The organism is Sphingopyxis sp. LC81 (assembly GCF_000756375.1).
Classification (GTDB): Bacteria; Pseudomonadota; Alphaproteobacteria; order Sphingomonadales; family Sphingomonadaceae; genus Sphingopyxis.
The window spans coordinates 1-11,786 of the sequence record NZ_JNFD01000028.1 but is presented as its reverse complement, the minus strand read 5'-3'; the positions used below and the strand labels follow the sequence as shown (position 1 = coordinate 11,786).

12 protein-coding genes are annotated in these 11,786 nt (G+C 65.9%); 2 read left to right on the top strand and 10 right to left on the bottom strand.

Annotated elements, in window-relative coordinates; genetic code table 11:
* Window positions 1–60: 60 nt before the first annotated feature.
* Genes FG91_RS13985 through FG91_RS13960 form a run of 6 tightly spaced genes read right to left on the bottom strand, consistent with a single transcriptional unit; the run spans window position 61 to window position 6,732 of the window.
* Window positions 61–753: an alpha/beta fold hydrolase gene (locus FG91_RS13985; protein ID WP_037515972.1), complete on the bottom strand. Its 693-nt coding sequence runs from the start codon at window positions 751–753 to the stop codon at window positions 61–63.
* The gene (locus FG91_RS13980; RefSeq protein ID WP_037515971.1) at window positions 753–1,673 is read right to left on the bottom strand and encodes an NAD(P)-dependent oxidoreductase; all 921 of its coding nucleotides are present in this window, start codon (window positions 1,671–1,673) and stop codon (window positions 753–755) included. The genes FG91_RS13985 and FG91_RS13980 overlap by 1 nt, the downstream gene beginning before the upstream one ends.
* Window positions 1,670–2,968: a phosphopyruvate hydratase gene (eno, locus tag FG91_RS13975; protein ID WP_037515970.1), complete on the bottom strand. Its 1,299-nt coding sequence runs from the start codon at window positions 2,966–2,968 to the stop codon at window positions 1,670–1,672. Before eno ends, FG91_RS13980 begins: the two co-directional genes overlap by 4 nt.
* Window positions 2,965–3,942 carry a phosphotransferase family protein gene (locus FG91_RS13970; protein ID WP_037515968.1) on the bottom strand — a complete coding sequence of 326 codons (978 nt, stop codon included), beginning with the start codon at window positions 3,940–3,942 and terminating at the stop codon, window positions 2,965–2,967. The genes eno and FG91_RS13970 overlap by 4 nt, the downstream gene beginning before the upstream one ends.
* Before the next feature lies 1 nt (window position 3,943).
* Entirely contained in the window at window positions 3,944–5,074 is a 1,131-nt protein-coding gene (locus FG91_RS13965) for an alpha/beta hydrolase (RefSeq protein WP_037515967.1), read from the bottom strand.
* A gap of 23 nt (window positions 5,075–5,097) precedes the next feature.
* Window positions 5,098–6,732 (bottom strand): long-chain-fatty-acid--CoA ligase, encoded by a 1,635-nt coding sequence (locus FG91_RS13960; RefSeq protein WP_037515964.1) that lies wholly within the window; start codon window positions 6,730–6,732, stop codon window positions 5,098–5,100.
* 146 nt (window positions 6,733–6,878) lie between these two features.
* Between FG91_RS13960 and FG91_RS13955 the strand changes: the two genes are divergently transcribed.
* Window positions 6,879–7,328, top strand: coding sequence for a MarR family winged helix-turn-helix transcriptional regulator (locus FG91_RS13955; protein ID WP_037515962.1), 450 nt, complete (start codon window positions 6,879–6,881; stop codon window positions 7,326–7,328).
* A 9-nt stretch (window positions 7,329–7,337) separates the two neighbouring features.
* Here FG91_RS13955 and FG91_RS13950 read toward each other — a convergent pair whose 3' ends face one another.
* Window positions 7,338–7,913, bottom strand: coding sequence for an NADPH-dependent FMN reductase (locus FG91_RS13950; RefSeq protein WP_037515959.1), 576 nt, complete (start codon window positions 7,911–7,913; stop codon window positions 7,338–7,340).
* 66 nt (window positions 7,914–7,979) lie between these two features.
* The gene (locus FG91_RS13945) at window positions 7,980–8,486 is read right to left on the bottom strand and encodes a MarR family winged helix-turn-helix transcriptional regulator (RefSeq protein WP_037515957.1); all 507 of its coding nucleotides are present in this window, start codon (window positions 8,484–8,486) and stop codon (window positions 7,980–7,982) included.
* A gap of 191 nt (window positions 8,487–8,677) precedes the next feature.
* Between FG91_RS13945 and leuD the strand changes: the two genes are divergently transcribed.
* Complete coding sequence (leuD, locus tag FG91_RS13940; RefSeq protein ID WP_037515956.1) at window positions 8,678–9,262, top strand: 3-isopropylmalate dehydratase small subunit; 585 nt, start codon at window positions 8,678–8,680, stop codon at window positions 9,260–9,262.
* A 9-nt stretch (window positions 9,263–9,271) separates the two neighbouring features.
* Here leuD and leuC read toward each other — a convergent pair whose 3' ends face one another.
* Window positions 9,272–10,684 (bottom strand): 3-isopropylmalate dehydratase large subunit, encoded by a 1,413-nt coding sequence (gene leuC / locus FG91_RS13935; RefSeq protein ID WP_037515955.1) that lies wholly within the window; start codon window positions 10,682–10,684, stop codon window positions 9,272–9,274.
* Window positions 10,681–11,786, bottom strand: a 1,106-nt coding sequence (locus FG91_RS13930; RefSeq protein WP_037515954.1) for an acyl-CoA dehydrogenase family protein, incomplete at its 5' end; no start/stop codon positions are given. The genes FG91_RS13930 and leuC, both read right to left, overlap by 4 nt.

The window sequence follows — 11,786 nt, the reverse complement described above, 5'->3', positions numbered from 1 at the left end:
GAAAGCCGGGGCCCATAGCGGGGCCGACTGGGCCCCGGCTTTCGCCGGGGAACACTTATGTCAGCCGTCCACGAATTCCGTCAACAACGGCACCACCACCTCGGGCGCCTCAACCGTCGGCAGATGCCCAGCGCCCGCCACGACCTCGAGCCGCGCCCCCGGGATGGCGTCCAGAATCTCGTCATGATGCGCGCGGCTCGTGATGCCGTCCCTCTCGCCCCAGATCAGCAACGTCGGCACCGCGATCTCGCCGAGCCGCGGGCGGCTGTCGATGCGCGCCATGATCGCGCGCTGCTGCGCGAGAAAGGTATCGGCGCCGGTATCCGCTGCCATCTGCCGCGCGATGCCGAGCAGGCGCGCGTCGCTGCGCTTCTCTTCGGGGAAGAGGATCGGGATGCGTTCCTCGACCACCTGGTCGAACCGTCCGCTTTCGACGAGGTCGATATAGCCCTGCCGCCGCGCGGTCTGCGCGGGACCGTCGGCCGAGGCGAGCGTCGAGATGAGAGCGAGCTTCGCGACGCGTTCGGGCGCGCGCCGCATCACCTCGAAGGCGACGAAGCCCCCCATCGCGTGCGCGACCAGCGCGAACCGCGGCGGCGCATTGTCGAGCAGGCGCTGCGCGAATCCCTCGATCGTGTCGTCGCTCCGGTTATCGGAAACGGTCACCTCGCGGTCGCCCCAGGCATCAAGCAACGGCTGCCACACAGCGTCGGTCAGAAGCTGGCCGGTTATCAAAATAATAGGAAGCGACATTAGACCACCTGATGAAGAAGGGTTTCACCTGCCGCGAGCCGGCGGCAATTTTCGTGCGCCACCGTCAGGCCGCGCACGAGCGTTTCGGGCGTGAGCCATGCGATATGTGGCGCGAGCACGACATTCGGAAAGCCGAGCAGCGGATTGCCGCGCGGCAGCGGCTCCTCGGCGAACACGTCGAGCCCGGCGCCGCGCAGATGGCCCGTGGTCAGCGCCTCGACCAGCCGCGCCTGATCGACCAGTTCGCCGCGCGCGGTGTTCACGAGCACCGCCCCCTTCTTCATCGCGAACGGATCGACGCTCGCGCGCGTCTCGTCGGTGAGCGGCATGTGCAGCGAAACGATATCGGCTTCGGCGATCAAGTCGTTGAAAGGGCGATATTCATACGAGCAGTCACGGCGATTGCGCGCGGTGTAGACGACCTTCGCCCCGAGCGCCGCCAGCACCGGCGCGAGCAGTTGCGCCGAATGGCCGAAGCCCACCAACCCGACGGTCCGGCCCGCAACCTCACCAACGCTGTCAAGTTCGGACGGATCGGCTGTCCACCCCTCGCCGGCGCGCGTACGCGTGTCGAAGAAGCAGGTCCGGCGCAGTACCGCCATCATCAGCGACAGCGCCATTTCGGCAACCGCCTGGCTGTTGGTGCCGGGCATGTTGCAGACGGCTACTCCATGGTCACGGGCGGCATCGAGCGCGATCGTATTCACCCCGACGCCGAGCTTTTGGATCAGCTTCAATTTCGGCGCCGACGCGATGAACTCGGGTGTCACAGGGGTCAGCACGTGGAGCAGCGCGGTGATATCCGGCGTAACCGCATCGAGCGGTGCCGCCTCGTCGACATGCGTCACCACACCGGGACCGAATATGGCATCGACCGCGTCACGGAATCCCGGGCTTGGACGGGCGTGAAGGACGATCATGCCGCTACCCGGCCGATCGATCCAGCGAAGGCAGAAAAGCCCGCGAACTCGGCGTCGCCGCCCATCGCTTCCTCGATCCGCAGCATTTCGTTCCACTTCGCCATGCGTTCGGAGCGCGTGAAGCTGCCGACCTTCAATTGCCCCGCGTCCCACCCCGTCGCAAGATGCGCGATGGTCACATCCTCGCTCTCACCCGAGCGCGCCGAAACGATCGCGCCCCAGCCCCGCGCGACGGCGGCGTCGAGCGCGGCCTTTGCCTCGGTGACGGTGCCGACCTGGTTGACCTTGATCAGCGCGGCGTTGCACACCGCCGCGTCGCCCGCGCGTTCGACGCGCGCGGCGTTGGTGACGAGCACATCGTCGCCGATGATCTGCACCTGCTCGCCAATTGCAGCGGTGACCGCCGCCATCGTCGTCCAGTCGTCCTGTCCCGCCGGATCCTCGATCGACAGGATCGGATAACGCTTCGCCCAGTCGATAATGCGCGCTGCCATCGCTTCGCCCGACAGGCGCCCGTCGTCGAGCGCGAGATTATAGCCGTCGGCGTCGCCCAATTCGTTCGCCGCGATGTCGAGTGAGATGAACACCTCCTCGCCCGCGCGATGCCCGCTCGCCTCGATGGCCTTCGTCAGCGTGTCCAGCGCATCCTCGTTCGACGCGAAATTCGGCCACCAGCCGCCTTCGTCGGCGACCCCCGACAGCGGTCCCTTCGCCTCCATCAGCTTGCCCGCGGCGCGATAGACATCGTCGGTGATTTCGAGCGCGCGGCGGAAGCTGCCCGCCTTGGGGCACATCACCATGAAATCCTGCACGTCGGTGCGCCGTCCGGCATGCGCCCCGCCGCCGAAAATCTGGATTTCGGGCAGCGGCACGCGCACCTTGCGATCCCCGGCGAGATAGCGCCAGAGCGGTTCGCGCGCGTCCGCCGCGGCAGCGTGGAGCACCGCCATCGACACCGCGACAACCGCGTTCGCGCCGAGCCGCGCCTTGTTCAGCGTGCCGTCGAGGTCAGAAAGCGCCGCGTCGACCGCTCCCTGATCGCGCGCATCCATGCCCGCGATCGCATTCGCAATCTCCGACCCGATCCCCGCGACCGCGCGATTGACGCCGAAGCCGCCGAACGCTTCGCCGCCATCGCGCAGGTCGATTGCCTCATGCGCCCCGCGCGAGGCGCCCGCGGGAGCGATCGCGCGCCCGACCGCGCCCGATTCGAGCACGACTTCGGCCTCGACGGTGGGCCGGCCGCGCGAATCCCAAAGCTGGCGGCCGGTGACGGAGGCGATACGCGAGGTCATGCAAAAGTCCTTTTCCAGTTGGCGACGAGCACGTCGATCGGCGACGGCGCGACAATCAGCCCCCGCGCCTGATCGCGCACGACGCGCTTATGTTCGGGGTCGGTGAGATAGGGTGCGGGCGATTTGCCCTCGACACGCGCGAGGAGCAGCGCCGCGGTGAGTTGTCCGGCGCGGAGCAGAACTGCGTCCGCATCCTCCCAGTCTATGCCAGTGCGATAGGCCGCAACGAGGGCGCCCGCCGCTTCGTTCATCCGGGCATCGCCCGACCACACCGCCTTCAGCAGCAGATGCGTCGTGCAGAAGGCAAGGTCGAACGCCGGGTCGCCATAAACGGCGCATTCGGCATCGAGGAACACCGGGCCGTCGCTGCTGACGAGGATATTCTTGGGGCTGACGTCGCCGTGGACGAGCGCGATCTTGCGCGACGAGAGGCCGTCGGCGAGCGCCCGCAAGACCGGCGCCAGCTCGGCGTCATGTTCGGCGACGAAAAGTAGGAACGGATCGACGCGCAGCGCGCGGAACATCGCGTCGTTCGGAAAGGCATCGCGATCGCCCGGATTATTCGCTGTCGCGGTATGGACAGCGACAATCCCCCGGCCCACAGCGGCGGCGAAACCAACGTCGACCCGCCCGGCCATCAGTTCGTCCTTCCACACCGGGCAATCGGGGAGGAAACGCATCGCGAAGCCATAGCCGGGCAGTTCGGCGAGCACCTCGGGCGCCGAACGCACATCGACCCCCCGCGCGCGCCGGAGCCAGCGCACCTCGCTCTGGCCGCGCTCGATCGGCGCGTGCCATTCGGCGGCGACGCGGAGCTGTTCGAGCGGGCGCTTGACGACGATCGGCCCCGCCGGCGTCTCGACCTTCCACACGTCGCATGACACGCCGCCGGTCAGCGGTTCGAGGACGACATCGCCCTCGCCCACCAACCCGGCGGCGCGCAATCCGTCGATGATGTCGGCGTCGGCCGTCACGTCACAGCTTCTCCCGAATCCACGCGCCGACGAGGTCGGCGGCGTTCTGTCGTTCTTCGATCGAGTCCTCGAAATAATGTGCGCCGGGGATCAATTCGAGCTTCTTGTCGCTGCTCCCGAGGAAATCGAAGATCTTGCGCGCGTCGCTCGGGAATACGCCCGTGTCGGCGGTGCCCTGTACGACGAGCGCGGGCGTGTCGTGTTTGGCGAGGTGCGGCTGCCCCTGGCACGGCGAGGTTTCGAGGCTCCACATGTTGAGCCAAGTCTTGATCGTGTTCGCGCGCCCGATGCTCGGCGTGCGGTTCGCGGTCGCGGGGTCGCCGCGATAGCACCAGTTGGGCTTGCGGTCCGACGGGTCGATCGCCGGATCGACGCAGCGGATATCGCCCCAGCACCGGAACATCGGAAAGATGCGGTCGGGAATGCCCGCCGCGTTGAGCCGTGCGAGCTCGGCCTTCGCCCAGTCGGTGATGCGCTGGTTGCGCGCGCGCTGGCCGGCGCGATATTTCGCGATGAATTCGTCCGAATAGGGCGGGCCGTTGTCGGGGTTGAACGGGTCGAGCTCGGGGTCGGTGAGGGTCGGATCATTCTCGTCGATCACCGACGCGTCCATCCAGTCGGTGAGCACTTCGGGACGCCCCTGGTGCGCGTTGAAGCTGATATAGAGATCGCCCTTGATCAGTTGCGCCAGCGCGTCCTGCCCGACCGAGGGCAGGCGATCGGTCAAGGTCGGCGCGATCGCTTCGGCCTGATAGGCGCCCATCAGCGAGCCGCCGCCCGAGTTGCCGAGGATGACGATCTGCTCGACGCCCGCCACTTCCTTCAGCCATTTCATGCCCACGCCGATGTCGAGGATCGCATGTTCCAGCAGGAACTGGTCCTCGAACCCGCGATAGCGCGTGTTCCAGCCGAGGAAGCCGAAACCCTGCCGCGCGAAATAGGGCGCGATATAATGTTCCTTGAAATCGACATTATAATGGGTGGCGATGATCGCGATCTTTGGCCGCTTGCCCGCCTCGGTCCAATAGATGCCCTGGCACGGATGCCCGCCCGCCTGAATACGCGGCGCGGTCGGCGACGCCAGCCCTACGAATTGCGCGTCCAGTCCTTCGATCCCGTTCGGGTCCATCATCGTCTCTCCTGTTTATGATTATGTCAGCGGGTGACTTCGAAGGGCAGCTCATAGCCCTCCAGCCCCGCGCGGATCGCCTTCTTGTCGATCTTGCCCGTCGGCCCCAGCGGGATATCCGCGACGAACAGCACGTCGTCGGGCATCCACCATTTGGCGATCTTGCCGTCGAGAAAGGATTTGAGATCGTCGGCGGAGGCGCTGACGCCGGGCTTCAACTGGCAGAGCAGGATCGGCCGCTCGTCCCACTTCGGATGCGCGACCCCGACAACGGCGGCGTTGGCGACCGCCTCATGCCCCATCGCGATATTCTCGATCTCGATCGAGCTGATCCACTCGCCGCCCGACTTCACGACATCCTTGGCGCGGTCGGTGATCTGCATATAGCCTTCGGCGTCGATCGTGCTGACGTCGCCGGTGTCGAAAAAGCCTTCGGCGTCGAGCACGTCACCGCCCTCGCCGCCATAATAGGCGCCCGCGATCGTCGGCCCCTTGACCATCAGCCGCCCCGGCGTCTTGCCGTCGTGCGGCAGGCGGTTGCCCGCATCGTCGACGAGCTTCATGTCGAGACCGCAGAGCAGCCGGCCCTGCTTGAGCTTATACGCCATCTGCTCGGCGTCGGATTTGGCCGCGACCGCGGCATTGGGCACCGACACCGTGCCGAGCGGCGAGGTTTCGGTCATGCCCCAGCCCTGGATGACGTCGACGCCATAATCGTCGCGGAAGGTGCGGATGATCGATTCGGGGCACGCCGACCCGCCGATCGTTACGCGCTCCAAAGTCGTGAAGCGCTTTCCATTTTCCTGCATATATTGCAGCAACATCTGCCACACTGTTGGCACGGCGGCGGAATAAGTAACGCCCTCCTCTTCGATCAGATTATAGATCGTTTCGCCGTCCATCCGCTGACCCGGGAGCACCAGTTTCGCGCCGACCGCGGGCGCCGAATAGACGACGCCCCACGCGTTGGCATGATACATGGGCACGACGAGCAGCACGGTGTCGCGCGCCGACAGGCCGAGCGCGTCGCGCTGCAAGGTCATCAGCGCGTGAATATAGTTCGACCGGTGCGAATAGAGCACGCCCTTAGGATTCCCCGTCGTACCGCTGGTATAGCAAAGCCCGCACGCGGCATTTTCGTCGAACCCGCCCCAGACATATTCGGCGGGTTGCCCGGCAATCCAGTCGTCGAAGGCGGTCGCGGCAAAGCTGGTTTGCGGCATCGACGCAGCGTCGCAGAAAAAGATCACCTTCTCGATCGACGGCACCTGCGGCAGCAATTGCTCGACCAACTCTGCGGTCGCCGGGTCGGCGATCAGCAACCGATCGCCCGCGTGGTTCGCGATATAGGCGATCTGTTCGGGAAAGAGCCGCGGATTGAGCGTATGGAGCACCACCCCCATCCCCGCCGCGCCGTACCAGGCGGCAAGGTGCCGCGCGCCGTTCCACGCCATCGTCGCAACACGGTCGCCGGGCTTGATCCCTTCGGCGGCGAGCGCGTTCGAGACGCGCTTCGCATCGGCATGGACGTCGGCCCAGGTCGAGCGGGTGACGCGCCCCTCGGCATCGCGCGACACGATCGCGCGCGCGCCGTGCCAGTTCGCCGCATGATCGATGATCCGGTCGACCGTCAGCGGCACATTCTGCATCAACCCGTCCATGCGACTCTCTCTCCATTCTCGTTACAATAGATAGTATGCTAAGTATTTTACCTTTGCAACGCCGCTCTGCCTTGCTTCGCTCGTCCTGCTCTTCTAGCTTGCGGACGTCGGCACCCCGCCGGCAACAGGGGCATATCATCGCGTCCATGCGCACCAACCAGCTTATCATCGCGCTTTTCCAGCGCTTCTGCTGGCTCGACGAAGGGCTTCAGGCACGGCTCCACGACCATGGCTGGCCCGACGTCAACCGCCCGCAATCGATGGTGATGACGAATATCGTCAGCGGTATCGTGCGCCCGTCGGACATCGCGCGCAATCTGGGCATATCGCGGCAGGCGATCCACAGCACGATCAACCAGATGGTGAAGCTCGGCATCGTGCAGATGGACGTCGACCCCGCCGACCGCCGCCACATGATCGTGTCGCTGACCGACCTCGGCGCGCGCATGCGCAAGGACGCGCAGCGCTCGATGGACGAGCTTACTGCACAAATCGCGACCAAGCTGGGACAGGACAAGTTCGACGCCTTGTTCGCGGCGCTCGAGGCCGACTGGGGCGACAATATCGACCGCCCTGCCGCCGCCCCGCGCCGCTAGGGTCAGGACCTAGGCCGACAGCGCCTTCGCGACCGCGATCAGCCGTCCGGCGGTCATTTCGACCAGCGACGCCGGCAGCGGTTCCTTCAAGCTGCCATCCTCGGCAAAGGCGGCGTGCGCGTTCGGCACCAGCACCTGTTCGGGAATCACCAGCATCTGGATCGTCGACAATATCTGGCGGAGGTGCATCAGCCCGCGGAGCCCGCCGAACGGACTGATCGACGCCGACATGATCGCCGCCGCCTTGCCGCGATAGGCGGTCAGCGCGACAAGGTTTTCGTCGCCGGTCGGGCGCGAGGCCCAGTCGATCGCATTCTTGAGCAGCGGCGACAGCGAGCCATTATATTCGGGCGATACGAACAACAGGCCGTCCTGCGCGACGAACAGCGCCTTGAGCTTCAGCGCGTCGGGCGGAAAGGCATTTGCCTCCAGCGCCGCCGAATAGAGCGGCAGGTCGAACGCTGCGAGATCGACCCGCGTCACGCTTGCCCCCTGCGCTTCGAGGCTGGCCGCGGCGACTTCGCCCAATGCGCGGTTAAAAGACCCCTCGCGCGTGCTTCCGACGATAACGGCGATGCTGGTCATTTTCCCTCCCGGACGACATAGTTAGAATACTAACCTATTGTCCGGATGCGCGGCAAATGCAAGCGATCAGGCCTTGATGTCGGACAGCACCGCAAGCTTGCGCGTTTCATCGCCGAGATTGTCGATGACGCGGCGCATCAACCCCTGCAGCACCTCGACCTCCTCGTCGGTCATGCCCTTGGTCGCGATCTCGTGAATCTCGGCGTTCATCGGCGCGAGGATCAGTTCGAGCTTTTTCGCGTGCGGGGTCAGGTGAATGAAGGTCTTGCGGCGGTCGTCGGCGGTCTTCTTGCGCGTGATCAGCCCGGCCTTTTCTAGCCCCTTGAGCGCAACGACCGTCGTCGGTTCGCGCATGCCGACGCGTTCGCTGAGTTCGCGCTGGGTGATGCCGTCCTCGCGCCATAGCTGGCGCAGGAACCGCCACTGCCCCGCCGATACATCGTGCGTCAGCGTGCGGCGCTCGAGCAGCCGCGAAAAGGAGCGGAAGACGACGCGCGCCAGATAGCCGATGCTGTTTTCCGGATCGGTATAATATTCGGCTGGATGCCGGTAATCCTGTGTTTTCTTTGCCAAAACCCTGCTCCCCTGTCGCGATCCCCGGCGCCCGGCACCGGCCCGCGCAAGCGTGAACCTTAGGACGCGAAGATTCGCGCGGCAACTGTCTTCATCGCCATCTTGCGCCGTATCACCCTTCCAACCCCGCGATAATGTTGGACAAGATCGGCCGATCCATTTACTTAGAATACTAAGTTACTGGAGGCGATGTGCAAAAATTTACCCGGATGAAGGCGATTGCGGCCCCGCTGCCGCTCGCCAATGTCGACACCGACATGATCATCCCCGCGCAATATATGAAATCGCTGACCCGCTCGGGGCTTGGCAAACATCTGTTTCGCGAGCTTCGCTTTGCGTCGGACGGAAGCGAACGGTGCGATTTCATCCTGAATCAGCCGACATGCCGTAGTGCGCAGGTGGTCGTCGCCGACCGCAATTTCGGCTGCGGGTCGTCGCGCGAGCATGCGGTGTGGGCGCTCACCGACTTCGGTATTCGCTGTGTCATCGCGCCAAGCTTTGGCGATATCTTTGCCGGTAACGCCCGCAAGAATGGCCTGCTGCTGATCCGCCTGCCCGACGCAACATGCGCGCGGCTGCGCGACGAAATCGCACTTGCCCAATATGCGCCGGTCGAGGTCGATCTGGATGCACAGCAGATACGGCTCGCGTCGGGCGAGGTGATCGATTTCGCGATCGATCCCGATGATCGCCGGATCCTGATGGAGGGGCTCGACGACATCGCCCGCACGCTGCGCCACGCCGATGCGATCGCGCGGTTCGAAGCCGCGCTCTAGAGTCTGACCCTAGCCGGGCATTTCGGGCGCCGCGATGCAGCCCGCAATCGCACTCGCCGCCGCGAGAGCCGGGCTCATCAAATGGGTGCGCCCGCCACGTCCCTGCCGGTTCTCGAAATTGCGGTTCGACGTCGCGGCACAGCGCTCGCCGGGCTGCAGTCGGTCGGCGTTCATGCCGACGCACATCGAACAGCCGGGCTCGCGCCAGTCGAACCCCGCGTCGCGCAGGACGCGGTCGATCCCCTCTTCCTCGGCCTGTCTTTTGACCAGCCCCGAGCCCGGCACGACCATCGCGCGAACATGTGGCGCGACGCGGCGGCCGCGCACGACCTCTGCCACGACGCGCAAATCCTCGATCCGGCTGTTGGTGCAGCTGCCGATGAACACCCGGTCGAGCCACTGACCGGCGATTGGCGCCCCGGGATCGAGGTCCATATAGGCAAGCGCCCGCTCAGCTGCTCCGCGCGCTTCGGCGCTCGGCAGCCCGGCCGGATCGGGAACCAGCCCGTCGATCGCGACAACCTGCGACGGGTTCGTGCCCCAGCTCACCATCGGCTGGACATCGCGCGCGTCGACCCGGAGCTCGCGGTCGAATATCGCCGCATCATCGCTTGCGAGGGCCGCCCAGCGCGCCCGCGCGACGTCCCACGCCTTCCCTGTCGGCGCCGCGGGCCGACCCGCCAGATAGGCGAAGGTCGTCGCATCGGGCGCGACCAGCCCTGCGCGCGCGCCCATTTCGATGCTGAGATTGCACAGCGTCATCCGGGCCTCCATCGACAGCGCGCGCACGGCTTCGCCGGCATATTCGACGACATGCCCTCCCGCCCCGTCGACGCCGATCACGCCGAGCAGGTGGAGCGCAAGATCCTTGGCATGGACATGCGGCGCGAGCAGGCCGTCGACCGTCACGCGCATGTTGCGTGACCGGCGCTGGCGGATCGTCTGCGTCGCCAGCACATGCTCGACCTCCGACGTGCCGATGCCGAACGCCAGCGCCCCGAACGCTCCATGCGTCGAGGTGTGGCTGTCGCCGCAAACGATCGTCATCCCCGGCTGCGAGCGTCCCTGTTCGGGCCCGACGACATGGACGATCCCGCCGCGCGGATCGCCCATCGGGAAATTCTCGATCCCGAAATGGCGCGTATTGCTGACCAGCGCTTCGAGCTGCGCGCGCGCTTCGGCATCGGCGACCCCGGCGGGGCCCGCCGCCTGCCCCGCGGTGGGCACATTATGATCGGACAGGGCGAGTGCGCGCTCGGGACGCCGCACCGCCCGCCCCGCCGCCGCCAGCCCGGCGAAGGCTTGCGGCGAGGTCACCTCGTGCAGCAGGTGCAGGTCGATATAGAGCAAAGTCTCGCCGTCATCCTCGGCGACGGCGTGCGCATCCCATATCTTGTCGTAAAGCGTGCGGGGTCGGTTCACAGCTTCCCGATCGTTTCGCGCCGCGGCCCCATATATCCGAACAGGTAAGCCGCGACCTTTCGCATTTGTATCTCTTCGGCGCCCTCGGTGATGCGGTATCGGCGGTGGTGGCGGTAGATGTGCTCGAACGGCTTGTGGCGTGAGTAGCCGATGCCGCCATGGACCTGCATCGCGCGGTCGGCGGCTTCGCAGACGAGACGGTTCGCCCAGTAGTTGCACATGCTGACCTTGTCGGAGAGGGTGCGCTCGACCTCCTTGTGCGGCGTGTTGTCCATGTCCCACGCGGTCTTGCGGATCAGCAGGCGCAGCATCTCGGCCTGCGTCGCGAGCTCGACGAGCGGGAACTGGATCGCCTGGTTCTTCGCGAGCGCCTCGCCGAACGGCTTGCGCTGGCGTGCGTATTTGACGCTCTCCTCGATGCAATAGACCGCCGCGCCCAGCGAGCTCGCCGCCTGCCGGATGCGGTTCTGGTGGACGAAGCTCTGCGCGATCGCGAGCGCGCCGCCCTCGGGGCCTAATCTGGCGCTATCCGGCACCCACACATCGCTGAACGTCATCCTTGGATGGTCGGTCGGCATGTTGAACGTCCACAGATACTCGTCGACCGTCATGCCGGGCGTGCCGGTGGGGACGAGCAGGCAGGTGATGCCCTTCGCATCGCCGTCGTCGCCGCTCGTGCGGCAGAAGGTCGCGCAGTGCGTCGCGCTGTGCATGCCGGTGATCCACATCTTGCGCCCGTCGATCCGCCAGCCGTCGACGCCGTCGCGCGTCTCGCGCACGGCGCGCGTTTCCATGTGCGTCGCGTCCGATCCATGGTCGGGCTCGGTGAGCCCGAACGCGGTGCGGCGCTTGCCCTCGAACCCGCCGAGGATGAACTCGGCCTTCTGCTCGTCGCTCGTCGCGAACTGCTCGAACATCTCGACGAAGGGGAAGTTGCCGACGATGCTGTGCTCGTTCTGAAGGTCGTTGTGGAGCCCCAGCCCCTTCGCCGCGAAGTGCTCGCGGATCACCGCCATCCAGAGGTTGCTGCCGTCCTTGCCGCCATATTTCTTCGGCGCCGAGAAGCGCCAGTGACCCGCGGCGTCGGCCTTGCGAGTGGCTT

Bases quoted from the DNA above. Each gene is read 5' to 3' on its own strand.
- FG91_RS13980 (WP_037515971.1), bottom strand. From the start codon at position 1,673: ATGATCGTCCTTCACGCCCGTCCAAGCCCGGGATTCCGTGACGCGGTC.
- FG91_RS13985 (WP_037515972.1), bottom strand. From the start codon at position 753: ATGTCGCTTCCTATTATTTTGATAACCGGCCAGCTTCTGACCGACGCT.
- eno (WP_037515970.1), bottom strand. From the start codon at position 2,968: ATGACCTCGCGTATCGCCTCCGTCACCGGCCGCCAGCTTTGGGATTCG.
- FG91_RS13960 (WP_037515964.1), bottom strand. From the start codon at position 6,732: ATGGACGGGTTGATGCAGAATGTGCCGCTGACGGTCGACCGGATCATC.
- FG91_RS13955 (WP_037515962.1), top strand. From the start codon at position 6,879: ATGCGCACCAACCAGCTTATCATCGCGCTTTTCCAGCGCTTCTGCTGG.
- FG91_RS13950 (WP_037515959.1), bottom strand. From the start codon at position 7,913: ATGACCAGCATCGCCGTTATCGTCGGAAGCACGCGCGAGGGGTCTTTT.
- FG91_RS13965 (WP_037515967.1), bottom strand. From the start codon at position 5,074: ATGATGGACCCGAACGGGATCGAAGGACTGGACGCGCAATTCGTAGGG.